Annotated in this window: 24 protein-coding genes; 5 read left to right on the top strand and 19 right to left on the bottom strand. The window is 72.2% G+C overall.

Annotated features, from left to right (window positions below; genetic code table 11):
• Window positions 1-10: 10 nt before the first annotated feature.
• Window positions 11-397: a DUF488 domain-containing protein gene (locus ACZ61E_RS08965; RefSeq protein WP_469698852.1), complete on the bottom strand. Its 387-nt coding sequence runs from the start codon at window positions 395-397 to the stop codon at window positions 11-13.
• Between the two features lie 75 nt (window positions 398-472).
• Between ACZ61E_RS08965 and ACZ61E_RS08960 the strand changes: the two genes are divergently transcribed.
• Window positions 473-1090: a pyridoxamine 5'-phosphate oxidase family protein gene (locus ACZ61E_RS08960; RefSeq protein ID WP_469698851.1), complete on the top strand. Its 618-nt coding sequence runs from the start codon at window positions 473-475 to the stop codon at window positions 1088-1090.
• A 49-nt stretch (window positions 1091-1139) separates the two neighbouring features.
• Window positions 1140-1853 carry a L,D-transpeptidase family protein gene (locus tag ACZ61E_RS08955; protein WP_469698850.1) on the top strand — a complete coding sequence of 238 codons (714 nt, stop codon included), beginning with the start codon at window positions 1140-1142 and terminating at the stop codon, window positions 1851-1853.
• Window positions 1854-1861: 8 nt separating this feature from the next.
• Here the strand turns inward: ACZ61E_RS08955 and ACZ61E_RS08950 are convergent, their stop codons facing one another.
• The 8 genes from ACZ61E_RS08950 to ACZ61E_RS08915 form a co-directional block, all read right to left on the bottom strand.
• Window positions 1862-2473, bottom strand: coding sequence for an arginine repressor (locus tag ACZ61E_RS08950; protein WP_469698849.1), 612 nt, complete (start codon window positions 2471-2473; stop codon window positions 1862-1864).
• Between the two features lie 7 nt (window positions 2474-2480).
• On the bottom strand, window positions 2481-3695 hold the full coding sequence (locus tag ACZ61E_RS08945; RefSeq protein WP_469698848.1) for an acetylornithine transaminase: 1215 nt from the start codon (window positions 3693-3695) through the stop codon (window positions 2481-2483).
• Window positions 3692-4633, bottom strand: coding sequence for an acetylglutamate kinase (gene argB / locus ACZ61E_RS08940; protein ID WP_469698846.1), 942 nt, complete (start codon window positions 4631-4633; stop codon window positions 3692-3694). The genes ACZ61E_RS08945 and argB overlap by 4 nt, the downstream gene beginning before the upstream one ends.
• Window positions 4630-5799, bottom strand: coding sequence for a bifunctional glutamate N-acetyltransferase/amino-acid acetyltransferase ArgJ (argJ, locus tag ACZ61E_RS08935; RefSeq protein WP_469698845.1), 1170 nt, complete (start codon window positions 5797-5799; stop codon window positions 4630-4632). The genes argB and argJ overlap by 4 nt, the downstream gene beginning before the upstream one ends.
• Before the next feature lie 40 nt (window positions 5800-5839).
• Window positions 5840-6868, bottom strand: a complete 1029-nt coding sequence (gene argC, locus ACZ61E_RS08930; RefSeq protein ID WP_469698844.1) for an N-acetyl-gamma-glutamyl-phosphate reductase — start codon at window positions 6866-6868, stop codon at window positions 5840-5842.
• Between the two features lie 261 nt (window positions 6869-7129).
• Entirely contained in the window at window positions 7130-7708 is a 579-nt protein-coding gene (locus ACZ61E_RS08925) for a histidine phosphatase family protein (RefSeq protein ID WP_469698842.1), read from the bottom strand.
• 31 nt (window positions 7709-7739) lie between these two features.
• Complete coding sequence (locus ACZ61E_RS08920) at window positions 7740-8183, bottom strand: GNAT family N-acetyltransferase (protein WP_469698841.1); 444 nt, start codon at window positions 8181-8183, stop codon at window positions 7740-7742.
• A gap of 63 nt (window positions 8184-8246) precedes the next feature.
• Window positions 8247-9683, bottom strand: coding sequence for an aminotransferase-like domain-containing protein (locus ACZ61E_RS08915; protein ID WP_469698840.1), 1437 nt, complete (start codon window positions 9681-9683; stop codon window positions 8247-8249).
• Here ACZ61E_RS08915 and ACZ61E_RS08910 point away from each other — a divergent pair.
• On the top strand, window positions 9682-10578 hold the full coding sequence (locus ACZ61E_RS08910) for a DMT family transporter (RefSeq protein WP_469698838.1): 897 nt from the start codon (window positions 9682-9684) through the stop codon (window positions 10576-10578). The genes ACZ61E_RS08915 and ACZ61E_RS08910 overlap by 2 nt on opposite strands.
• A 293-nt stretch (window positions 10579-10871) precedes the next feature.
• On the opposite strand, the gene ACZ61E_RS08905 is transcribed toward ACZ61E_RS08910, so the two are convergent.
• Window positions 10872-12185 carry a glycoside hydrolase family 10-like protein gene (locus ACZ61E_RS08905; RefSeq protein WP_469698836.1) on the bottom strand — a complete coding sequence of 438 codons (1314 nt, stop codon included), beginning with the start codon at window positions 12183-12185 and terminating at the stop codon, window positions 10872-10874.
• Window positions 12186-12344: 159 nt separating this feature from the next.
• Here ACZ61E_RS08905 and ACZ61E_RS08900 point away from each other — a divergent pair, with 159 nt between their 5' ends.
• The gene (locus tag ACZ61E_RS08900) at window positions 12345-13205 is read left to right on the top strand and encodes a 3-hydroxybutyryl-CoA dehydrogenase (protein WP_147877320.1); all 861 of its coding nucleotides are present in this window, start codon (window positions 12345-12347) and stop codon (window positions 13203-13205) included.
• A gap of 28 nt (window positions 13206-13233) precedes the next feature.
• Here the strand turns inward: ACZ61E_RS08900 and ACZ61E_RS08895 are convergent, their stop codons facing one another.
• The 9 genes from ACZ61E_RS08895 to infC form a co-directional block, all read right to left on the bottom strand.
• Window positions 13234-13773, bottom strand: coding sequence for an NUDIX hydrolase (locus ACZ61E_RS08895; RefSeq protein WP_469698834.1), 540 nt, complete (start codon window positions 13771-13773; stop codon window positions 13234-13236).
• A gap of 51 nt (window positions 13774-13824) precedes the next feature.
• Complete coding sequence (locus tag ACZ61E_RS08890) at window positions 13825-15162, bottom strand: transcriptional regulator (RefSeq protein ID WP_469698833.1); 1338 nt, start codon at window positions 15160-15162, stop codon at window positions 13825-13827.
• A 607-nt stretch (window positions 15163-15769) separates the two neighbouring features.
• The gene (pheT, locus tag ACZ61E_RS08885; RefSeq protein WP_469698832.1) at window positions 15770-18349 is read right to left on the bottom strand and encodes a phenylalanine--tRNA ligase subunit beta; all 2580 of its coding nucleotides are present in this window, start codon (window positions 18347-18349) and stop codon (window positions 15770-15772) included.
• Entirely contained in the window at window positions 18349-19485 is a 1137-nt protein-coding gene (pheS, locus tag ACZ61E_RS08880) for a phenylalanine--tRNA ligase subunit alpha (protein ID WP_469698831.1), read from the bottom strand. The genes pheT and pheS overlap by 1 nt, the downstream gene beginning before the upstream one ends.
• A gap of 170 nt (window positions 19486-19655) precedes the next feature.
• Window positions 19656-20882: a sensor histidine kinase gene (locus ACZ61E_RS08875; protein ID WP_469698830.1), complete on the bottom strand. Its 1227-nt coding sequence runs from the start codon at window positions 20880-20882 to the stop codon at window positions 19656-19658.
• Between the two features lie 95 nt (window positions 20883-20977).
• The gene (locus ACZ61E_RS08870; RefSeq protein WP_469698828.1) at window positions 20978-21817 is read right to left on the bottom strand and encodes a TrmH family RNA methyltransferase; all 840 of its coding nucleotides are present in this window, start codon (window positions 21815-21817) and stop codon (window positions 20978-20980) included.
• A gap of 152 nt (window positions 21818-21969) precedes the next feature.
• Window positions 21970-22356 (bottom strand): 50S ribosomal protein L20, encoded by a 387-nt coding sequence (rplT, locus tag ACZ61E_RS08865; RefSeq protein ID WP_023542860.1) that lies wholly within the window; start codon window positions 22354-22356, stop codon window positions 21970-21972.
• A 95-nt stretch (window positions 22357-22451) separates the two neighbouring features.
• Window positions 22452-22646 (bottom strand): 50S ribosomal protein L35, encoded by a 195-nt coding sequence (rpmI, locus tag ACZ61E_RS08860; RefSeq protein ID WP_469698826.1) that lies wholly within the window; start codon window positions 22644-22646, stop codon window positions 22452-22454.
• Window positions 22647-22784: 138 nt separating this feature from the next.
• On the bottom strand, window positions 22785-23462 hold the full coding sequence (gene infC / locus ACZ61E_RS08855; RefSeq protein ID WP_469698825.1) for a translation initiation factor IF-3: 678 nt from the start codon (window positions 23460-23462) through the stop codon (window positions 22785-22787).
• A gap of 345 nt (window positions 23463-23807) precedes the next feature.
• On the opposite strand from infC, the gene ACZ61E_RS08850 reads away from it, so the two are divergent.
• Window positions 23808-24170, top strand: a complete 363-nt coding sequence (locus ACZ61E_RS08850) for a DUF1844 domain-containing protein (protein WP_469698823.1) — start codon at window positions 23808-23810, stop codon at window positions 24168-24170.
• The last annotated feature ends 81 nt before the right edge of the window (window positions 24171-24251 follow it).

Below are 24251 nucleotides of genomic sequence, written 5' to 3'. Positions count from 1 at the left end.
GCTCCTCGCATCAGCCGTGGCGCTCCGTGATCTCCGCCGCCAGCACCCGCGGGTGGCTGTGCTCCAGGTCCTTCGTCGCCGTGAGCAGGGTGAGGGTGCCTTCGGCGGCCAGCCGGACGAGCCGGTCGAGGGCCTCCGACGCGGCCGAACCGGCCTCGGCCAGCTCGGCGCGGTAGCGGTCGGCGAATTCCGCGTACTTCTCCGGGTCGTGCCCGTACCACGCGCGCAGTTCGGCGGACGGGGCCGCCGTTTTCAGCCAGTCGTCGAAGGCGGCCTCGGTCTTGGCGAGCCCGCGCGGCCAGAGCCGGTCGACGAGCACGCGCGTGCCGTCGTCCGGCCCCTCCGCCTCGTAGACCCGCCGGACGCGTACGCCGGGTGCCGGCTTCCTCTCGGTCATACGTCCCGTCCCGTCCGGTTCGGTCGCTGGGCATGGTCTCGACGCGCGCGATATGCGGCGCCGACAATAGATGTCATGGGAAAGCACTACGAACGGATCGATGGCCGCATTCGCACCTTCATCGAGGAACAGCCCCTCTTCTTCACCGCAACGGCCCCACGTGCCGACGACGGTCATGTCAATCTCTCGCCCAAGGGCCGCTCGGGCAGCCTCGTCGTGCTGGACGAGTCGACGCTCGCGTATCTCGACTTCGGCGGCAGCGGCGCCGAGACCATCGCGCACCTGCGGGAGAACGGCCGCATCACGCTGATGTGGTGCGCGTTCACCGGGCCGCCGAAGATCCTGCGGGTGCACGGGCGCGGTGAGCCGGTCTTCCGGGACGACCCGCGCTGGGGCCGGTACATCGCCCGGTTCACGGACGCGGACGGGCCGAGCGCGCGGGCGATCATCCTGGTCGGCGCGGTACGGATCAGCGACTCGTGCGGGTTCGCCGTCCCCTTCCTGGACTACCGGGAGGAGCGCACCCAGCACGCGGAGCACTTCGGCAGGAAGACGGACGACGAGTTCGCGGCGTACTGCGAGAAGAAGGAGTACGTGGGGGTGAGCCTGGACGGCCTGCCCGCACTGCCGCTGCCGCTCCCCCCACGCGCGGACACCCCCGCAGAGCCCCTTCAGCCCCGTCCGGCCCAGTAGGACGGCCGGCTGAGAGGCCGTCACCTCACGAGCGGCGTACGGTCCGAGCATGCGCATCCTCCGCACGCTCGGCTCCGTCCTGCTCGCCGTCGCCGCCACGGTCGCGGCGGGGCCCGCCGTCCCCACCGGCGGCTCCGTACCGCTGCCCGAGCGGATGGCCGACACCGGCGGCGGCGGTCAGCTGATCACCGCCGAGGCCGCCACCACCGGCGCGACCACGGGCCGCGTCACCTGGTGGGACCGGCGGGGGGACCGCTGGGTGGCGGCCGGGTCGGCGGACGCCCGGTTCGGCTCGGGCGGACTGGTCCGGGGCACCGAACGGCGGCAGGGCACCTCGACCACCCCGACCGGGCTCTACGACCTGCCGTACGCCTTCGGCATCCGGCCGGCGCCGAAGGGGACCCGCTACCCCTACCGCGCGGTGACCGACCGGTCCTGGTGGTGCCAGGACAACGCCTCGCGCGCCTACAACCGGTGGGTCGAGGGCCTGCCGGCCGACTGCCGGGCCGGTGAGGCCGAGAAGCTGACCGACTTCGGCACCCAGTACGCGCACGCCCTGGTCATCGGCTTCAACTACGACCGGCCCGTGCGCGGCCGGGGCGCCGCGATCTTCCTGCACGTCAACGGCGAGGGCGCGACGGCCGGTTGTGTCTCCGTACCCGCCGAGGCGATGAGCCGCATCCTGACCTGGGCAGACCCGGCGCGCTCCCCGCACATCGCGGTGGGCACGGAGTCGGGCCCGACCGCGATCACCCGCTACTGACCGCCGGCTCAGCCGTCCTTCTGGGCCAGGCGCAGCAGATGGTCCGCGAGCGCCTGCCCGCCCACCGGGTCGCGGCTGATCAGCAGCAGCGTGTCGTCGCCGGCGATGGTGCCGAGGATCGGGCGCAGCTCGGCCTGGTCGATGGCCGAGGCGAGGAACTGGGCGGCGCCCGGCGGCGTACGGAGCACGACGAGATTGGCGGACGCCTCGGCGGAGATGAGCAGTTCGCCGGAGAGCCTGCGCATGCGCTCCTCCTTCGCGGACTCGCCGAGGGGGGCGTGCGGGGTGCGGTAGCCGCCCTCGCTGGGGACCGCGTAGATCAGCTCACCGCCGGTGTTGCGGATCTTCACGGCGCCCAGCTCGTCCAGATCGCGCGAGAGGGTCGCCTGGGTGACGCTCAGACCGTCGTCGGCGAGGAGCTTGGCGAGCTGGCTCTGGCTGCGGACCGGCTGCCGGTTGAGGATGTCCACGATGCGGCGGTGGCGCGCGGTGCGGGTCTGCGGGACGGACGGGCCGGCGGGCTCGGCCGCGCCGTTCCCGCCCTCGGCGCCGCGCGCGCCGTCGCCGTTGCCGCCGTTCGTGTCGATCCCGTTGTGCTCGGGTGCCTGCGCCTCGGTCATCGTCGTCTCATTCCCCGGATCGTCCGTCCCCGTCGGTCCCCTGTGCGGTGTCGAGGATGCCCGGCAGGGCCCGGAGGAACGTGTCCACCTCGTCGTCGCCGATGATCAGCGGTGGCATGAGCCGTACGACATCGGGAGCTGGCGCGTTCACCAGGAGACCGGCATCCTGAGCCGCCCGCTGCACCCGTGGCGCGAGGGACCCGGTGAGCACGATACCCAGGAGCAGCCCGGCGCCACGGACATGCGAGACCAGTGGGTGTCCGAGCGCCTCGACTCCGCCCCGCAGCCGCTCCCCCAGCCGCTTCACCCGGTCGAGCGCGCCGTCGGCGCCGAGCGTGTCCAGCACGGCGAGTCCGGCGGCGCACGCGACGGGGTTGCCGCCGAAGGTCGTCCCGTGCTGGCCGGGCTTGAGCAGGTCGGCCGCCGGACCGAACGCCAGGGTCGCGCCGAGCGGCAGACCGCCGCCGAGTCCCTTGGCGAGGGTGACGACGTCGGGCTCGAGGCCCTGGTGGGCCTGGTACTCGAACCAGTGCCCGGTGCGCCCCACACCCGTCTGGACCTCGTCGAGCACCAGGAGGGTGCCGGTCGAGCGGGTGATCTCGCGCGCCGCTTCGAGATATCCCCTGGGCGGGACGACGACGCCGTTCTCCCCCTGGATGGGCTCGACGACCAGCAGCGCGGTCTCCTCGGTGACGGCGGCCCTGAGCGCGTCGGCGTCACCGTACGGGACGTGGGTGACCTCACCGGGCAGGGGCGCGAACGGCTCCCGCTTGCCCGGCTGGCCGGTCAGCGCGAGCGCGCCCATCGTGCGGCCGTGGAAGCCGCCGTCGGTGGCGACCATGTGACGGCGGCCGGTGAGCCGGCCGATCTTGAACGCGGCCTCGTTCGCCTCGGCGCCGGAGTTGCAGAAGAAGACCCGGCCGGGGCGGTCGGCGAGGGCGATGAGCCGCTCGGCGAGGGCGACGGGCGGGGCCGCGACGTACAGGTTCGACACATGCCCGAGGGAGGCGATCTGCCGGGAGACGGCCTCGACGACGGCGGGGTGCGCGTGTCCGAGGGCGTTCACGGCGATACCGGCGACGAAGTCGGTGTACGCGGTGCCGTCGGCGTCCCAGACGGTGGCCCCGTCGCCGCGCACCAGGGAGAGCGGCGGGGTGCCGTAGTTGTCGGCCATGACGTGCCGCCAGCGCCGCGTGAGCTCCTGGTTGCTGTCGCCGGTCATGACGCCTCCCCTTCCGTGAGCGGTACGGACCCGGCCGGTTCGGCCCGCTCCCGGCCGTCCGGGACGACCATCGTGCCGATGCCCTCGTCGGTGAAGATCTCCAGCAGGATCGAGTGCGGTACGCGGCCGTCGAGCACGCGGGCGGTGTTGACCCCGTTGCGTACGGCGAACAGGCAGCCCTTCATCTTGGGCACCATGCCGCTGGACAGCTCGGGCAGCAGCTTCTCCAGCTCGGTCGCGGTGAGCCTGCTGATGACGTCGTCGTTGTTCGGCCAGTCCTCGTACAGGCCCTCGACGTCGGTGAGGACCATCAGCGTCTCGGCCCCGAGCGCCGCGGCGAGCGCGGCGGCGGCGGTGTCGGCGTTGACGTTGTAGACGTGTCCGTCGTCGGCGCTGCGCGCGACGGAGGAGATGACGGGGATACGGCCGTCGGCGAGCAGTGCCTCGATGGCGCCCGTGTCGATCGCGGTGATCTCGCCGACGCGCCCGATGTCCACGAACTCGCCGTCGATACGCGGCCGGTGCCGGGTCGCCGAGATGGTGTGGGCGTCCTCGCCGGTCATGCCGACGGCGAGCGGGCCGTGCTGGTTGAGCAGTCCGACCAGTTCACGCTGGACCTGTCCGGCGAGCACCATCCGTACGACGTCCATGGCCTCGGGCGTGGTGACCCGCAGCCCGGCCTTGAACTCGCTGACCAGCCCGTGCCGGTCGAGCTGGGCGCTGATCTGGGGGCCGCCGCCGTGCACGACGACCGGCTTGAGACCGGCGTGGCGCAGGAAGACGACGTCCTGGGCGAAGGCGGCCTTGAGGTCCTCGTCCACCATGGCGTTGCCGCCGAACTTGATGACGACGATCCTGCCGTTGTGGCGGGTGAGCCAGGGCAGCGCCTCGATGAGGATCTGCGCCTTGGGCAGGGCGGTGTGCTTGCGCGCGGTCATGAGCTGTACGCGCTGTTCTCGTGGACGTAGTCGGCGGTGAGGTCGTTGGTCCAGATGACCGCGGACTCCGGGCCGGCCGCGAGGTCGGCGGTGATCCGTACCTCCCGGAAGCGCATGTCGACGAGGTCGCGGTCGTCGCCGACCGAGCCGTTCCGGCAGACCCAGACGTCGTTGATGGCGACGTTGAGCCGGTCGGGGTCGAAGGCGGCGGAGGTCGTACCGATCGCGGAGAGCACCCGGCCCCAGTTGGGGTCCTCGCCGTGCAGTGCGCACTTCAGGAGGTTGTTGCGGGCGATGGAGCGGCCCACCTCGACGGCGTCGTCCTCGGTCGCCGCGTTGATCACCTCGACGCGGATGTCCTTGCTGGCGCCCTCGGCGTCGCCGATGAGCTGGCGGCCGAGGTCGTCGCAGACGGAGCGGACGGCTTCGGCGAACTCCTCCTGGCCGGGCGTCACATGAGAGGCGCCGGAGGCGAGGAGGAGCACGGTGTCGTTCGTGGACATGCAGCCGTCGGAGTCGACCCGGTCGAAGGTGGTGCGGGTGGCGGCGCGCAGGGCCGAGTCGAGCGCGGGGCTGTCGACGTCGGCGTCGGTGGTGAGTACGACGAGCATGGTGGCCAGACCGGGGGCGAGCATGCCCGCGCCCTTGGCCATGCCGCCGACGGTCCAGCCGTCGCCGCTCACCACGGCCGTCTTGTGCACGCTGTCGGTGGTCTTGATGGCGATGGCGGCCTTCTCGCCGCCGTGCGCGGAGAGTTCGGCCGCCGCCTTCTCGATGCCGGGCAGGAGCTTGTCCATCGGGAGGTTGATGCCGATGAGCCCGGTGGAGGCCACGGCGATCTCGCCGGGGCTGTGGGTGTCGCGGCCGGACCCGTTCAGCACCTCGGCGGCCTTCTCGGCGGTGGCGTGGGTGTCCTGGAAGCCCCGGGGGCCCGTACAGGCGTTGGCGCCACCGGAGTTGAGGACGACGGCGGAGATCCGGCCGCCCTTGACCACCTGCTCGGACCAGAGGACGGGGGCGGCCTTGACGCGGTTGGAGGTGAAGACGCCGGCGGCGGCGCGGCGCGGGCCGGTGTTGACCACGAGGGCCAGGTCCGGGGTGCCGCTGTCCTTGATCCCGGCGGTGATGCCCGCCGCCGTGAATCCGCCTGCTGCCGTGACGCTCACTGCATCTCCTTGTTCGTGACGGGTGGGTGGGTGGCCTGGTTCACGGCGCGACGCCGGTGGCCGGGAGCCCGGTCTCCTCGGGCAGGCCGAGCGCGATGTTCATGCTCTGCACGGCGCCGCCCGCGGTGCCCTTGGTGAGATTGTCGATGGCGCTGACGGCGATGACGCGGCGGGCGCTCTCGTCGAGGACGACCTGGACGTGCACGGCGTTGGAGCCGTACACGGACGCGGTCGCCGGCCACTGGCCCTCGGGCAGGAGCCGGACGAACGGCTCGTCGGCGAAGGCCTTCTCGTACGCGCCGCGTACGTCGGCCGCGTTCACGTCCGGCCCCGCCTTCGCCGAGCAGGTGGCGAGGATGCCGCGTGACATGGGGGCGAGCGTGGGCGTGAAGGAGACGCCGACGCGCTCCCCGGCCGCCGCGCTGAGGTTCTGGATCATCTCGGGGGTGTGCCGGTGTCCGCCGCCGACGCCGTACGGGCTCATGGAGCCCATCACCTCGGAGCCGAGCAGATGGGGCTTGACCGCTTTGCCCGCCCCGGAGGTCCCGGTGGCGGCGGTGATGACGGCCTCGGGCTCGACGAGCCCGGCGCCGTACGCGGGAAAGAGCGCGAGCGAGACGGCCGTCGGATAGCAGCCGGGCACCGCGACGCGCCTGGACCCCGCCAACGCGGCGCGCGCGCCCGGCAGTTCGGGAAGCCCGTAGGGCCAGGTGCCGGCGTGGGGGGAGCCGTAGAACGCCTCCCAGTCGGCGGCGTCCGCCAGCCGGAAGTCCGCGCCCATGTCGACGACGAGCACGTCGTCGCCGAGCCGCTCGGCGACGGCGGCGGACTGCCCGTGCGGCAGCGCCAGGAAGACCACGTCGTGCCCGGCGAGGACCTCGGTGGTGGTGGGCTCCAGCACGCGGTCGGCCAGCGGCCCGAGGTGGGGCTGGAGGGCACCGAGAGGCTGACCGGCGTTAGAGTTGCCGGTCAGGGCGCCGATCTCGACTCCGGGGTGCCCCAGGAGCAGCCGGAGCAATTCCCCGCCGGCGTATCCACTGGCTCCCGCCACCGCTGCACGTACCGCCATCGAAGCCCTCCTCGTCGATGGCATGACTATACGTAGCTCCGCAGCTTTATGCAATGACTTTCTTGCCGGAGGCAGTGCCGGGGCGGCGTACGAGACGGATTCCCGGGGCGGCGTACGCGAGCACGCGAAGGCCCCCGGGCGGGCGGCGCGGCTCCGGGCGCTCTCCGCCGGACTCACGGGCGTCGACCCGTTCGCGGCGAGGGGCCGAGCGGTCCGGAGGTGACCGGCGGCTCGGAGGGCCGCGCCGACAAGCGGCCCGGGTCACGACGCCCGCGCGTCCAGGCGCAGGCTCCAGCGACCCGGACTTCCCATGAGGGTGACCGTGGACAGGGGGCGGACGTCCACCTTCCAGAAGGCCGGGGCGGGGGCGTGCAGGGCGTACACGAGCGCCGCCCTGATGACGGCCGGTTCGGCGACGGCCACGATGGCGGAGATGTCGTCGGCCGGCCGCGTGTCCAGCCAGCCGCCTATCCGGGAGATGAACGTCAGCAGTGGTTCGCCGCCGTGCGGGGCCGAGCGCGGGTCGGCGAGCCAGGCGTCCACGGCGGCCGGTTCACGGGAGGCGACGTCCGCGAAGGTGCGACCGCGCCAGCGGCCCATGTCGCAGTCCCGCAGGGCCGGCTGGACCAGGGGCGCGTAGCCCAGGGCCTCCCCGGTGGCACGGCTGCGCGCGGTGGGCGAGCAGTAGCGCAGATCGGCGGCGGCGAGTGGCACGAGCGCGTGCGCGAGGAGTTGCACCTCGTGCCAGCCGGCCTGGTCGAGGGGACGGTCGTCGTCGAAACGTTCGGCAAGTGGGGCTGAGCTGCGCGCGGCGGCGACCAACGTGACCCGAACACTCATGCCGGGATCGTGAGCCCGAAAGCCGCACGGGTCAAGAGGGCGGCCGAAGGTCCAGAGTCATCCACATCAGGGGGTTTTCGAGCGGTGTGAACCCCACCCTCGCGTAGACGCCGTGGGCGTCTTCCGTGGCCAGCATCACGCGCCGCAGCCCCAGTGTGGCGAGGTGGTCGCGGGCGGCGGTGGCCAGTTCCGTGCCGAGCCCCCTGCCACGGGCGACCGGGGCGACGTACACGTCGCAGAGCCAGGCGAAGGTGGCGTGGTCGGTGACGACGCGGGCGTAGGCGATCTGTTCGCCCGACGCGGTGTCGTAGGCGCCGAAGTTGAGCGATCCGGCGATCGCCCTGTCCTGGACGTCGCGGTCCCGGCCGAGCGCCCAGTAGGCGTCCGTCGACAGCCAGCGGTGGATCCGCCCGGCGTCGAGACGCCCGGGGTCGGTGGAGATCTCGTACGCGGCGGGGGTCGTCGTCTCGGTCATGGCGGAAGGCTGCCAGCCGGGGCACCGGTTGTCAGTGGTGGGTGCCACGATCGCCTCATGTGGTCAGCCGAGCACTTCGTCGCAGGCGGTACGCAGCCGCCGCACGCCGTCGGCGATCTCCTGCGGTCCCGCGACGGCCGCGTAGCCCAGCCGCAGATGACCGGCGGAGGGTTCGGCGCAGAAATACGGGCGGCCGGGGGTGACGGCGACCCCGGCGCGCAGGGCGGCGGAGGTGAGGGCCTGTTCGTCGGTGCCGTCGGGCAGGCGCAGCCACAGGTGGTAGCCGCCGGGCGGGATGTAAGGGAGCGCCAGTTCGGGGAGGTGCCGGCGGACGGCGGCGGCCATGGTGTCCCTGCGGTTCTTCAACTCCCTTGAGATGGACCGCAGATGGCGGTTCCAGGCGGAGGATCCGACCAGTTCGAGCGCCGCTTCCTGGAGGGGGCGGGCGACGAAGAAGCAGTCGACGACATGGATGGCGCGCAGCCGCTCCAGTACGGGGCCGCGGGCTGCCAGCACCCCCACCCGGAGGCTGGGTGAGGTGGCTTTGGTGAGGGAGCAGACGTGGACGACGACTCCGTCGGGGTCGTCGGCGGCGAGGGGGCCGGGCAGCGGGCCCGCGTCCTCGTGGACGAGACGGCGTACGAAGTCGTCCTCGACGACGAAGGCCCCAGCCTCGCGGGCGATCCGCAGAACCTCGGGCCGCCGGGCGGTGGAGAGGATCGCCCCGGTGGGGTTCTGGATGAGGGGCTGGCAGACGAACACCCGTGCTCCGGTGGCGCGGAAGGCGGAGGCGAGGAGTTCGGGGCGTACGCCTTCGGGGTCGACGGGGACGGGGACCGGGCGCAGTCCGGAGGCCCGCGCGATGGCGAGCATGCCGGGATAGGTGGGCGATTCGACGAGGACGGGCGCGCCGGGCGGGGCGAGCGCGCGCAGGGCGGTGGTCAGCGCGCTCTGGCCGCCGGAGGTGACGAGCACGTCGGCGGCCGTCCAGGTGTCGCCGATGCCCCGGGCGAACCACTCGCGGAGTTCGGGGAGCCCGTCGGTGGGCGGGCGGCTCCAGGCGCCGGGACGTCTGCCGGCGCGGGCCAGGGCGGCGGCCATGGCCCGCTCGGGCTGGAGGGAGGAGTGCAGATAGCCGCCGTTGAACTCGATCACTCCGGGGGCGGGCGCGGCGAGGGTGGTCAGGACGGCGGACGAGTCGACGCTGCGCGGGACGAGTTCGGTGGCGGCGTCGGCGCTGAGCGCGACCTCCTGCCAGGAGGTGTCACCGGCTCGCGGGGTGCCGGGCCTGGCCGGTGCGCGGAAGGCTCCGGCGCCGGGGCGGGTGACGACCAGCCCTTCGGCGGAGAGCTGGGCCAGTGCGCGGGAGACGGTCACCGGGGAGACCCGATGGCGCTCGACCAGCTCCCTGCTGGACGGCAGCTTTCCACCTGGCGAGTAGCGGTCGAGCTCCCGGCGCAGAGATTTCACCAACTCGGCCACGCTGCTACGCTCTTGCATGACAGCACAGGATAGCGCTACTCACCCGGTACCGATAGCGGTCACCGGTGGCACCCTACTCGCGTCGGCGGGTGTCCTCGCCTTCTCCCTCACCTTTCCGGCGACGGTCTGGGGACTGGAGAGTTTCGGTCCCTGGTCGCTGGTCGCGGTGCGCAGCGTGCTCGCCGCGCTGATCGCGGGCGGCTTCCTGCTGGCGATGCGCGTACCGCTCCCGGAGCGCCGGCACTGGGGCGCCGTCGCGGTGGTGGCGGGCGGTGTGGTGCTCGGCTTCCCGATGCTCACGACCCTGGCCCTCCGGACGTCGACCACGGCGCACGCGGCCGTGGTCGTGGGGCTGCTGCCGCTGAGCACCGCCGCGTTCTCGGCGCTGCGTACCGGCAGGCGCCCGTCGGTCACGTTCTGGTGCGCGGCCGTCGCGGGCGCCGCCGTGGTGATCGCCTTCACCCTCCAGCAGAGCGGCGGGGCCGTCTCGACGGGCGATCTGTATCTCTTCGGCGCGCTGCTGGTCTGCGCGGCCGGGTACACGGAGGGCGGCAGGCTGGCCCGGCTGATGCCCGGCTGGCAGGTGATCGGCTGGGCGCTGGTGGCGTGCCTGCCGCTCAACCTGGCCGTCTCGGCGGTCGCCCTGTCCGTCGAGCCGGTACGGCTGACGGCCCAGGGGGTGACCGGCCTGGTGTGGGTGGCGGCGGGGTCGACGTTCTTCGGGCTCTACGTCTGGTACCGGGGCATGGCGTCGATCGGGGTCGAGCGGGCCAGTCAGTTGCAGCTCGCCCAGCCGCTGCTGACGCTGGTCTGGGCGGTGCTGCTGCTCGGGGAGCGACTGGCGACCGCCGCGCCGCTGGCGGCCGTCGCCGTACTGCTGTGCATCGCGGTCACCCAGCGCGCCCGCGCGTAGGGCGTGTGGCGCAGGCCCCGTCCGGCTCACGACGCCCGGCACGCATGCCGCGGGCCGGACCGGGACCGCCGAGGGGCGGGCCGACCCGTGGACCGGGCGAGCGCCGCGGGGCGGGCCTAGGCGGTGTCTGACAAATCCCGCCTGGCCCGCGGCGCCTGGTACGGCACCTCGCCGCGTTGCCGGACCCGGCCGAGTACGCCCGGTACGAGTCCGATCCTCCGCCTCGCGACGCACCGCACCAGCCGCCGCGAGCCCCGCCCTACGGGCGGACGGCGCCATTCGTCAGACACCGCCTAGCCCTGGCGGGGCGGGCGCACCCGGGACTGGTAGTGGTCGGCCACGGCCCTCGCGAACGCGCCGTTCCTGTCGTTCACACACTCCAGCGCGGAGAAGTAGCAGTGTCCCCGCACCTCCGGGTACTGCTTGGCGAAGGTCAGATGGCGGGACACCTCCGCCACGTCCTGCCACGGCGCGGGCTGGGCCGGGTCGCCTGCCTTGTAGAGGGCCTCACCGATGTAGAGGCCGACGCCGGTCCCCCTCACCACCTCGCTCCACCAGGGCACGAGCTTGGCGTAGTCGGCGGCGGCGAAGCCGATGTTCCAGTAGACCTGGGGGGTGATGTAGTCGATCCAGCCCTCCTTGACCCACTTCCTGGTGTCGGCGTACAGGTCGTCGTAGGTCTGCACGCCGGCCTTGGTGTCGGAGCCGGTCGGGTCGGTGGCGATGTTGCGCCACACGCCGAACGGGCTGATGCCGAAGGCGACGTGCTTCTTGATCTGCTTGATCCGCTGCGACATCTCGCGCACCAGCCGGTCGGTGTTGTCCCGCCGCCAGGACGCCTTGTCCGGGAAGCCGGCGCCGTACCGCTCGTACTGCGCGTCGTCGTCGAAGACCTGACCGGCCACCGGGTACGGATAGAAGTAGTCGTCCCAGTGCACGGCGTCGATGTCGTAGCGCCGCACGGCGTCGAGCATCGCGTCCTGCACGAACTTCCTGACCTCCGGGATGCCCGGGTTGTAGTACAGCTTTCCGCCGTACGGGAGGACCCACTCCGGGTGCTTGCGCGCCGGGTGGCCCGGGACCAGCCGGGAGGGGTCGGTGTGATTGGCCACGCGGTACGGGTTGAACCAGGCGTGCAGTTCCAGACCGCGCTTGTGGGCCTCCTTCACCGCCGTGCCCAGCGGGTCCCACCCCGGGTCCTTGCCCTGCACGCCGGTCAGGCACTCGGCCCAGGGCTCCAGCGGCGAGGGCCACAGCGCGTCGGCCGTGGGCCGCACCTGGAAGACGACGGTGTTCAGCTTCCGGGCGACCGCGGTGTCCAGGAACTTGAGCAGTTCGGCCCGCTGTTCGGCCACCGGCAGTCCGGGCTTCGACGGCCAGTCCCGGTTGACGACCGTCGCGAGCCACATGCCGCGGTGCTCACCGTGTGCGCTGTGCCGGCCTCCGGAACCCCCGGCGGCCCCCGCACCCGCCGCCGCTCCGGACCCACCGGTCGTCCCGGCCGGCCGCGCCGCCCCCGGCGCGGCGACGGCGTCGCCCGCCATCGCCAGTGATGTGAGCGCGCCCGTCGTGACCGCCACGAACCCTCTTCTACCGATTTGCCGCATGTACTGACCTCTCACAGGTGAAATTCGGACTGGCGTTGCCGCAGAGCATGCCCGCCCCGGCCCACGGTGCACACACCTGCGCGGAGTAACGTCGAGGGCCGTAGCGGGTACCGGAATCACACGGCGCCCCGCAGAACCGGGACCAGCGAAAGGCACGATGTGACCGACATCGAACGCGTCGGAGTGGTGGGCTGCGGCCAGATGGGCGCAGGCATCGCGGAGGTGTGCGCCCGAAGCGGCCTTGAGGTGATGGTCGCCGAAACCACCGGCGAGGCACTGGAGATAGGGCGTACCCGCCTCTACAACTCCCTCTCGAAGGCGGCCGAACGCGGCAAGATCACCGAGGAGGACCGCGACGCGACGCTCGGCAGGCTCAGCTTCACCACCGACCTCGGGGAGTTCGCCGACCGCGATCTGGTCATCGAGGCCGTCGTCGAGAACGAGCAGGTCAAGACGGAGATCTTCCAGGTCCTCGACCAGGTCGTGACGCGCACCGACGCGATCCTGTCCTCCAACACCTCCTCCATTCCGCTGGTGAAGCTGGCCGTCGCGACGTCCCGTCCCGACCAGGTCATCGGCATCCACTTCTTCAACCCGGCACCGGTCCAGCAGCTCGTCGAACTGATCCCGGCGCTGACCACGTCGGACGACACGGTCAAGCGCGCCGAGGCCGTCGTCCGGGACGTGCTGGGCAAGCACGCGATCCGCGCCCAGGACCGGTCCGGTTTCGTGGTGAACGCCCTGCTCATCCCCTATCTGCTCTCGGCGATCCGGATGTTCGAGTCCGGTATCGCCAGCCGTGAGGACATCGACAACGGCATGGAGATGGGCTGCGCCCACCCGATGGGCCCGCTCAAGCTCGCCGATCTGATCGGTCTGGACACGGTGGCCTCGGTCGCCGATTCGATGTACGCCGAGTACAAGGAGCCCCTGTACGCCGCTCCCCCGTTGCTTCAGCGCATGGTGGACGCGGGGCGCCTGGGCCGTAAGTCGGGCTCGGGCTTCTACCCGTACGGCTGAGTCCTCGGAGACCGGGCTCGTCCGGGCGCTACGCGGCGCCGCCCAGTCGCAGGTGATGGAGCATCAGCAGTCCGGCCGCCATGTTGGCGGCCGGCACCTGGCCGCGCGCGATCATCCCCGGGACCCGTTCGAGCGGAATCCACTCCCGGCGCGAGGACTCGAAGTCGTCCTCGGGGTGGCCGGTGTAGGTGGCCGCGTCGGACCAGTACAGATGGTGCCGGGAGTCGGTCAGGCCGTTGGACGGCTCGACGGTGAGCAGGTGGCGGAGGCGGCCGGGGCGCCAGCCGGTCTCCTCCTCCATCTCCCGCGCCGCCGCGCTCTCGACGGACTCGCCGTCCTCGACGACGCCCGCGGCCAGTTCCCAGCCCCAGCTGTCGGTGATGAAGCGGTGCCTCCAGAGCATCAGCACCTCGTTGGCCTCGTTGACCGCCGTCGCGACGGCGACCGGGCGGAGCCGGATGAGGAAGTGGTCCAGATGCCTGCCGTCGGGAAGTTCGACGTCCGCCAGGTTCACCCGGAACCAGCGATTCTCATACACGGTCTGTTCGCTTAAGTTCGCCCACTGCACGGTAATGCCACCTTCCGGTTGGGAGTTGGCAATATGGCAGCAGGCGCCTCCTCACAGGGGAACGCGCAGGGCCCGTGCGACGTATCCCGCCGCTTCCGTCGCCTCCGCGCTGCCGCTCTCCATCAGACCCACCCGCACCGCGCCCATCCGGTCCCTGAGCCGCAGCGACTCCATTCCCCGGGCCCGCTCGGCCATCTGCCGAGCCGTACCCGCCGCCCGGTCCGCGTCGCCCTGCCGCAGCTCGATCTGGCTGAGCATCGCGAGCCGGTGCACCCGCCCCCGCTCGTGCGCCGGAGCGTCCACGGCCTCGGCCGCGTGCGTCCGCGCGGCCGACAGATCGCCGAGGCCGAACAGGGCCTCGGCCACCTGCACATTGACCAGACCCGGCTCCACGTAGCCGGTCTCCTCCGGCTCCTGGCCCGGGGTGATCCGGTCGGCCTCGGCCTCCGCCCGCCCGATGCACACCCGCGCCGCGCGCCCGTCACCGAGCAGGGCGTACGACTTGGCCTGCATCGCGTACAGGTCCGCGGCCAGCGCCGGGGTGATCGCCCGCCCCGCCGTACGGAGGGCGGCCTCGGCGAAGGCCACCGCCTGCCGGTACTCGCCCATGAACAGCGACTGGTTGACGAGCAGCGCGATGGCGTACGCGCCCAGCCCCGTGTCCCCGCTGGCCTTCGCCAGCCGCAGCGCCTGGTGGAAGTAGCGCTGCGCGAGACCCTGCGCGTCGGAGTCGTACGCGCAGATACCGGCCACCGCGACCAGTCCGCCGGTGGCACGGTGCAATTGGCGGCCCATCGCGTCGCTGTAGCCGCCGCGCAGCATGGGCGCCGTCTCGGCGTTCAGGAAGCCGACGACCCGCGCGTGGGTGGCGAGACCGCCGGCCCGGCGATACATCAGCTCGTAGTGCGTCCTGGCGGTCCGCAGCAGCTCGATGTCCGCCGGGCCGACGCGGCTGTGGCCGACGCGTGAGACGTCCGCGTCCTGCGGCGGGTTCTCCCACTCCCAGACGGGCATCACGGCGTGCGTACCGGTGACGGCGGGCGCCGCCACGACATGGCCCCGCTGCTGCTGGTCGGAGCGCCACAGCGCGGTGGCACGCTCCACGAAGACCGACAGGGTGGCGTCACGGCTCGGCGCTCCGGGGGCCGGGCCCAGGCCGATGTCGTCCAGGGTGAGGGTGCGCCCCAGCCGGTCGCCGAGCACCTGACAGATCAGCTCGGGCACCGGGCCACGCGGTCGCTGCCCCCGCAACCACCTGAGCACCGAGGTGTGTTCGTACCGCAGACCGAGTCCGCGCGCCTGTCCCGCCCGGTTGACCCGGGCGGCGAAACCGGCGTGGGACATGCCCGCCTCGTCGATCAGTGAATCCAGCTGGGTGTTGGGCTGCATGTGCCCCTCCGGAAGGTAGGGAGCGTCTTGCCGATCCTGCCGGGGCGTGCGCCCCGGTGCCGCGCGGCGGGCGCTCCCTGTACGGCCTGGTCGACGAGACAGCCCCTGGGCAGCCTCAGATTAGTGGCGCAACGCACGGGGTGTGAACGTAATGCCCGGATCGATCCGTTGTGCGCCCTGCCGCGCAGGTCACCGCACCGGTTGACTGGGTCGCCTCGCAAGGAGCGGCCGGGCCGCCGCACTCCCCCTCGTGCGGTACGGCGGCCCACACCCCGTCGTCCGTCCCGTCCACCTGCCGGACACTCCGCGGGCGGGACGGACGACACGGCCGCACGACCCTATGCCGGCAGCGGCGAACAGGAGGTTGCGAGGCGGATCTACGGCGCAGTGTTCGCCCCCCGGCCTGCGCCGTATCCGCGTTTTCCCCCTGCGCGACCCGACGTGAGCCGATGAGACCGGCGTACGGACACGGCCGAGGGGCGGGCCCGGACCTGAATCCGGACGCGCCCCTCGGTCGTTCGGCTTTCCCGCGCACGGGTCTCACGCCGCACGGCTGTCCCGCGGCCCGGCCTCCCGGGCGCCGGGCGCCGGGCGCGCCCGGCCGCGCTCACGCCCCGCGCAGCACCGCCCCGGTGCGCTCGGCGGCCAGCGCCACCGCGGTGTCGCGCGCGGCGGACGCCTCCTCCACGGTCAGCGTCCGGTCCGCGGCGCGGAACCGCAGCGCGTACGCCAGGGACTTCCTGCCCTCGCCGAGCTGCTCGCCGGTGAAGACGTCGAACAGCCGGATGGACTCCAGCAGTTCACCCGCGCCCTCGTGCAGCGCCCGCTCCACGTCCGCGGCCGGCACGTCCTCGGCGACGACCAGCGCCACGTCCTGGGTGGCGACGGGGAAGGTCGAGATCCGCGGCGCCGTCAGCGCGCCGGTGCCCGCCCGCTCCACGAGATCCAGTTCGATCTCCATGGCGCAGGTGCGATCCGGCAGGCCGTACGCCTTGATGACCCGCGGGTGCAGCTCGCCCGCGTGACCGACGAGGGTCCGCCCGCCGTCCACGGTGGCGTACAGCGCCGCACAGCGGCCCGGGTGCCACGGCGCGTGCTGGTCGGCCTCCACCGCCAGCTCGACGCCCGCCTCGGCGGCGACCGTACGGGCCGCCTCGACGGCGTCCGCCCAGTCGGCCGGGCGGCCCTTGCCCCACCAGCCGGCCTGCTCGCGCGCACCGGCGAGGACGACGGCGGCCCGGCGCGGCTGCCGGGGCAGCGCCGCGTCGAGCGTGGCGATCTCCTCGTCCGTGGGCCGCCGGTCGACGGGCAGCCTGACCGGCGCGCTCTCCTCGCCCGTGGGCCGGAAGACGAGCCCCGTCTCGAACAGCGCCAGATCGTGCGAGCCGCGGCCGTCGTTACGGCGCAGCGCGCCGAGGAGACCGGGCAGCAGTGTCGTGCGCATCGCGGGCTCGGTGTCGGCCAGCGGGTTGGCGAGCGTGACCGTACGGCGCCGGTCGTCGTCCGCGGCCAGTCCGAGCTGGTCGAGCTGTGCCTCGCCTACGAACGGGTAGTTCGGCGCCTCGACGTAGCCCGCGCCGGCCAGCGCCCGGCCGACCCTGCGGTGCAGCCTCTGCCGCCCGGTGAGCCCGCGCCCGGACGCGGGCCGGGGCAGCGTGGACGGCAGGTTCTCGTAGCCTTCGAGCCGGATGACCTCTTCGGCGAGGTCGTTGATCTCGCGGAGGTCGGGCCGCCAGCTCGGGACGGTGACGATCAGCTCGTCCTGCCCGGAGACGTCGCAGCCGATCTCCTGGAGACGGCGTACGACGGTCTCCCTGCCGTATCCGACACCGGCCACCCGGTCGGGGTGGCCCGCGGCCATGGTGATGGTGTGCGGTCCGGACGGCGCGACGACCTCGGTGACGCCGGCCTCCGCGGATCCGCCCGCGAGCAGCACCAGCAGATCGACGGTGCGCTGCGCCGCCGCCGCCGCGGCGTGCGGGTCGACGCCGCGCTCGAAGCGCCGGGACGCCTCGGACGACAGCTTGTGCCTGCGTGCGGTGCGGGCCACGCTGACCGGGTCGAAGTGCGCGGCCTCCACGACGACCTCGGTGGTGCCGCGCGCCGCGCGGTCGGCGGCTGACGAGGAGAGCGGGCTCGCCACGATCTCGCCGTCGGCGATCTCGGTGTCGGCGCCGCCCATCACACCCGCGAGACCGATCGGCCCGCGCTCGTCGGTGATGACGAGGTCGGCCGTGTCCAGGACGCGCTTGACGCCGTCGAGGGTGATCAGCTCCTCGCCCTCCTCGGCGCGGCGCACGCCGATGGTGCCGTCCACGAGCTTGCGGTCGTAGGCGTGCAGCGGCTGGCCGATCTCCAGCATCACGTAGTTGGTGATGTCGACGGCCAGCGAGATGGGGCGCATCCCGGCCTTCTGGAGCCTGCGCTTGAGCCAGATCGGGGAGCGCGCCTCGGGGTCGAGCCCGGTGACGGTGCGCATGGTGAAGTGGTCGCAGCCGACCGGGTCGGCGACCCGCACGCGGTGGCCGAAGGAGTTCGGCGCCGGGACGTCGATCAGCGCCGGGTCGCGGAGCGGGAGCCCGTACGAGATGGCGGTCTCGCGCGCGATGCCGCGCATCGAGAGGCAGTAGCCGCGGTCGGGTGTGACGGCGATGTCGAGGACCTCGTCGACGAGCTGGAGCAGCTCGACGGCGTCCGTGCCGACCTCGTGCTCGGGCGGCAGGACGATGATGCCGCCGCTGCCGTCGTCGCCCATGCCCAGCTCGGCGCTGGAGCAGATCATGCCGTGCGAGGTCCTGCCGTACGTCTCGCGCGCGGAGATCTCGAAACCGCCGGCCAGCACGGCGCCGGGCAGGACGACGACGACCTTGTCACCGACGGAGAAGTTCCGGGCACCGCAGATGACCTCCTGCGGCTCGCCGGTCCCGCCCCCGGAGCCTCCGGCCCGGGAAGTGGCCCCCGCGTCGCCGATGTCGAGGGTGACGAAGCGGATGGGCTTCTTGAACCCGGTCAGCTCCTCGATGGTGAGGACCTTGCCGACGACGAGGGGGCCCTTGATGCCGGCGCCGACCTGTTCGACGGTCTCGACCTCCAGACCGGCCGAGATGAGTCTGGCCTGCACGTCGCGACCGGTCTCGGTGGCCGGCAGCTCGACGTACTCGCGCAGCCAGGAAAGCGGGGCGCGCATCAGATCTCCATCCCGAACGGCCGGGTGAACCGGACGTCACCCTCGACCATGTCTCGCATGTCCTCTACGTTGTGCCGGAACATCAGCATCCGTTCGATGCCGAAGCCGAAGGCGAATCCGCTGTACCTCTCCGGGTCCACACCGCAGGCGACGAGCACCTTCGGGTTGACCATGCCGCAGCCGCCGAGCTCGATCCAGCCCTCGCTGCCGCAGGTGCGGCAGGGCCGGTCGGGGTTGCCGACGGACTCGCCGCGGCACACGTAGCAGACCATGTCCATCTCGGCGGACGGCTCGGTGAAGGGGAAGAAGTTCGGCCGCAGCCGGGTCTTCATGCCCTCGCCGCCGAACAGCGCCTGGACCATGTGGTCGAGGGTGCCCTTGAGGTCGGCCATGGTGAGGCCCTCGTCGACGGCGAGCAGTTCGACCTGGTGGAAGACGGGGGTGTGCGTGGCGTCCAGCTCGTCCGTGCGGTAGACGCGCCCGGGGCAGATCACATAGACGGGCAGCTCACGGCCGAGCAGGGCGCGGGCCTGCACCGGCGAGGTGTGCGTACGCAGGACGAGGCCGGAGCCGTCGTCCGCGCCGTCCGCGCCCGCGCCGGTCTCGACGAAGAAGGTGTCGTGCTCGCCCCGGGCCGGGTGGTCCGGGCCCATGTTCAGCGCGTCGAAGTTGAACCACTCGGTCTCGATCTCGGGACCCTCGGCCACCTCGTAGCCCATGGCCACGAAGATGTCCTCGATGCGCTCCGAGAGCGTGGTGAGCGGGTGCCGGGCGCCGGGGGGCGTGCGGTCGTGGGGCAGCGTGACGTCCACCGCCTCCTCGACCAGCACCCGCGCGTCCCGCTCCGCCTCCAGCTCCGTCTGCCGGGCCGCGAGCGCCTTGTTCACGGCGCCGCGGGCCTGGCCCACGCGCTTGCCGGCCTCGGCCTTGGCCTGCGGCGGCAGTGCGCCGATCTCGCGGTTGGCGAGCGAGAGGGGCGAGGTGCCACCGGCGTGCGCCGTCTTCGCGTGAGCGAGTGCGTCGAGGTCGCCCGCGGCGGCGAAGGCGGCGAGCGCCTCGTCCCGCATGCGCTCGATCTCTTCCGGTTTCAGCGCCTCGACCTCGACTGGGTCGTACGACTTGTTGGGTGCCGACATCTGTTCCCGTGCTTCCGGTTGGCTGGGTCCATTTCAGGTCGGTCCTCGCGGGCCCGCGAAGACCGATCGGACAGGGCCCAGGCGAAAACGACCCCGCTCGATGGCCGAGGACGCGAAGGTGCCAAGGGTCGAGTCTAAAGGCCGTACGGACTGGAGAAGCCCGTGGGCGGTCAGGCCAGGTAGGCCGGGGCGCCGACGGGCAGGATAAATCGGAACTGGGCCCCGCCGCCGGGTCCGCGGCCCACGGTGATGGTCCCGCCGTGCGCCTCGACGATGCCCTTGACGATGTACAGCCCGAGGCCGGTCCCACCGCGCTTGCTCCCCCGCCAGAAGCGGGTGAAGACACGGCCCATCGACTCCTCGGGGATGCCGGGGCCTTCGTCGCTCACGGTGACCGCCGTTCCTTTCGCGCCGCCGTCTGCGTGGGTGTGCTCCGCGCCGGGGCGCTCCGCGTGCCCGCCGTCGGCATGTTTGACATGGGCGGGTGCCACTTCGATGGTGACGGTTCCCTCGCCGTGGCGCACCGCGTTTTCCAGCAGGTTGCCGAGTATCTGGTCGATCTTGTCGGGATCGGCCCACAGTGCGGGCAGCGGCTGCTGGATCCGTACCAGGAAACGGTCCGGGGACTGCCCGGAGGCGGTGAACGACTGGACGTGGCGTCCGACGGCGGTACCGATGTCGACCGGCTGACGGCGCAGTTCGAGTCGGCCGGAGTCGATCCTGGAGATGTCGAGCAGCTCGGCGATCAGCCGGGTCACGCGGTTGGCGTCGGCGTCGACGGTCTCCAGCATGAGCCGCTTCTGGTCGTCGGTGAAGCGTTCCCACTTGGCGAGCAGCGTCGCGGTGAACCCCTTCACCGAGGTGAGCGGGGAGCGCAGCTCGTGCGCGACCGTCGCGATCAGCTCGGCGTGGCTGCGTTCGGTACGGCGGCGGGCCTCGGTGCCGCGGATGCTGACGACGAGCCTGCGTACGGGCCCCTGGGGGGACGTGCGCACGTAGCGGGCGGAGACCAGGACCTCACGGCCGCCGGGCAGCAGCAGATTGCGCTCGGGCTGGCCGAAGCGGGTGCGCAGGCCGCCGTACGGGTCGGTGAGCGCCCACCAGCGGCGGCCTTCGAGGTCTTCGAGGGGCAGCGCGCGCTCCAGCGGGCTGCCGAGGGCCTCGGCGGCGGTGACGGCGGTGATCCGGGCGGCGGCTGCGTTGAAGCAGATCACCCGGCCCGTCTCGTCGGCGACGACGAGCCCGTCGGGGAGGTCGTCGGGATCGATTCCGAAGTCCTGCCCGAGGTCCCCTCCGGGGCTGCTCGTGGGGCCACCGGGGCCGCCGGGGGCGGATTCGCCGGGACCGGGCCTGACGGGTCCCCGTGTGATGGCCGACCCGCTCGCCCCGACCGTCATGCCCGCATCCCACCTCTTCCGAAGAGCACAGTGGGCCCCCGAGTTTCCGCTCACCCTACTAGCTCTCATCGCTCAAGGTGACTGCGCGGACCCCCTCAGCTCGCGGTGCGGACGCGCTGCGCCCGAGCCGAGGCGTAGAGACATACGGCCGCGGCGGTCGCCAGGTTCAGACTCTCGGCCCTGCCGTGGATCGGCACGCGGACGACGGCGTCCGCCAGTGCCCGTGTCTCGGCGGGCAGCCCCCATGCCTCGTTGCCGAAGATCCAGGCGGTGGGGCCGCCCATGGTGCCCGCGTCGAGTTCGTCGTCGAGGTCGTCCTCGCCCGCGCCGTCGGCGGCCAGCACCCGTACTCCCGCTCCCCGCAGGCCCGCCACGGCCTCCTCGACGGGGACGCCGACGGCGACCGGCAGATGGAAGAGCGAACCGACCGACGCCCGGACCGACTTGGGGTTGTAGAGGTCGACGGACGCGTCGGTGAGGACGACCGCGTCGGCGCCCGCCGCGTCAGCGCAGCGCAGCACGGTGCCGGCGTTGCCCGGATCGCGTACGTGCGCCAGGACGGCGACGAGACGGGGCCCGGTCCGCAGGATCGACTCGAACGGCGAGTCCAGGAAGCGGCAGACGCCGAGCAGGCCCTGCGGGGTGACGGTCTGCGAGAGGTCGGCGACGACCTCGGCTCCCGCGTGGTGCACCCGTGCCCCGGCGGCGCGGGCGGCCGTCACGATGTCGGCGTGGCGCTCGGCCGCCTCGGCGGTGGTGAACAGCTCGACCAGCGTCGGGGCACCGTCCTCGCCCCGGTGCTCGACCGCCTCGCGCACGGCCTGCGGTCCCTCGGCGATGAACCGGCGTTCCTTGCCGCGGAAGGCCCGTCTGGCGAGCCGCCGGGCGGCGACGACGCGCGGGGAACGCGGAGAGATCAGCTCGGGGGTGCCCATGGGCGGCGGCTCGCTTCTCGTGCGGACGTGGGCGTGCGCGGAATGACGCGCGCGGTCACGTGCTTGCGTGTACGGGTGGAACGCGCCGGACCCGCAGGCTCTGTGCCTGCGGGTCCGGCGGGAAGTGTCGCGATCCGTGATCCGGCTGGGGATCAGGCGGCGGCCTTCGGGGCGTTGACGTCGCTCGGGAGCGCCTTCTGGGCGACCTCGACGAGCGCGGCGAACGCGTTGGCGTCGTTGACCGCGAGCTCGGCCAGGATCTTGCGGTCCACCTCGATGTTGGCGGCGTTGAGACCCTGGATGAGGCGGTTGTACGTCATGCCGTTCTGGCGGGCGGCGGCGTTGATCCGCTGGATCCACAGCCGGCGGAAGTCGCCCTTGCGCTTCTTGCGGTCGTTGTAGTTGTAGACCAGGGAGTGGGTGACCTGCTCCTTGGCCTTGCGGTACAGGCGTGAGCGCTGGCCGCGGTATCCCTTGGCCTGCTCGAGGATCGCCCGGCGCTTCTTGTGGGCATTCACTGCCCGCTTGACGCGTGCCACTTCTTAACTCCTTGTAGCTGGGTCACGGGCGTTGACGTGACCCGAGAACGGCGTGGTCGGTATGGCGGCTGGGCCCCGCCCGGCGGGGCTCGCGCCTACAGGCCGAGAAGCTTCTTGGCCTTCGCGGAGTCACCGGGAGCAAGCTCCACCGTGCCGGCGAGACGGCGCGTCAGGGTGGACGGCTTGTGCTCCAGGTAGTGGCGACGGCCCGCACGCTGGCGAAGGATCTTGCCGGAGCCGGTCACCCGAAAGCGCTTCTTCGCACCGCTGTGCGTCTTGTTCTTCGGCATAGCGCCGTTCTCCTCATCAGTGGCACTCCCCGGCCGGCCGGAACCGGCGCACGGGAGCGTCAGATTGCTGTGTATGAAATCCGGGGCGGGATTCCGGGGGCCGCCTGGCCGGCGGCCCGTGGACCACACCTCGGAGAGCTACTCGGCCGGAGCCTCGGCGTCGGCGTCCGTGCGATCCGCGGCGCCCGCGGACGTGTTCGCGCCGTCGTCGGCCGTGTGCCCCTGGCGCTCCGCCTTGCGGGCCGCCTGGGCCTCACGGGCCTCTGCCATGGCTTCGGTCTTCTTCTTGTGCGGGCCGAGCACCATGATCATGTTCCGGCCGTCCTGCTTCGGGTTCGACTCGATGAAGCCGAGCTCCTCGACGTCCGAAGCGAGCCGCTGGAGCAGCCTGAAGCCCAGTTCCGGGCGGGACTGCTCACGACCACGGAACATGATCGTGATCTTGACCTTGTCACCCTGCTTGAGGAACCGGACGACGTGACCCTTTTTGGTGTCGTAGTCATGCGGGTCGATCTTCGGCCGGAGCTTCATCTCCTTGATGACCGTGTGCGCCTGGTTCTTGCGCGCCTCACGGGCCTTCATGGCCGACTCGTACTTGAACTTCCCGTAGTCCATGAGCTTGCACACGGGCGGACGGGCGGTCGCCGCGACCTCGACCAGGTCCAGGTCGTACTCCTGCGCGAGCTCCAGGGCCTTCGCAAGCGGCACGATGCCGACCTGCTCGCCGCTGGGGCCGACAAGGCGGACCTCGGGAACACGAATCCGGTCGTTAATGCGGGGCTCAGCGCTGATGGATCCTCCTCGGTAGCACCACACGGCTGTCTGGCAGGCAGCCGCGTAACGTCTGTTTCCTCAGACCAACCGCGCGGAGAATCGAAAAATGCCCCGGACGGGACACAGGCGGGAGCTCCATGAATACCGGAACACCGCCGCGTCGAACCGCGGGGCGAATCGGGCGGCTCCATCGTCCGTACGGAACGATGGGGACCGCCTGACCGGTGACCCGCCACCCCGAGGGGCGGCCAGGTGGGAGAACGGAGCCTCCACTTGCGGGTCGGGCACACACGTGTCCGACCGGTCGTTACACAAGGTTAGCAGCTCCGGTCCGCGTGGGCTAACCAGCTGTCCCCTCCTTCCGCGCCTGGGCATATCGTGTGCCGAATGAGCGACACGACCTCCCCCCAGGAACCAGCCGACTTCGACGCCATGACCCGCGACATCGCGGAGGTACCGGCCGTCGAAGTGATCGTCACGGTCGCCGTCAATCTGATGAGCGCCGCCGCGGTGAAGCTCGGTCTCACGGAGGACGGCGACGCCCACAAGGACCTGGACGAGGCCCGCAAGCTGGTGCACGCGCTGGCCGGGCTGCTCGACGCGAGCACGACGGAGATCAGCTCCTTCCACGCGGCTCCGCTGCGCGACGGGCTGAAGTCGCTCCAGCTGGCCTTCCGCGAGGCGTCGCTGGTCCCGGACGGGCCGGGGCAGGGGCCCGGCGAGAAGTACACGGGCCCGGTGTACGGCTGATCCGGGGCCTGGTCCAGACGCCGGGCCGGGCCGTGTCTGACAAATCCCGCCTGGCCCGCGGCGCCTGGTACGGCACCTCGC

It is taken from the genome of Streptomyces sp. NPDC104581, assembly GCF_055583685.1.
The sequence above is the reverse complement of the archived record's forward strand: the minus strand, read 5'-3'. Positions and strand labels throughout refer to the sequence as shown.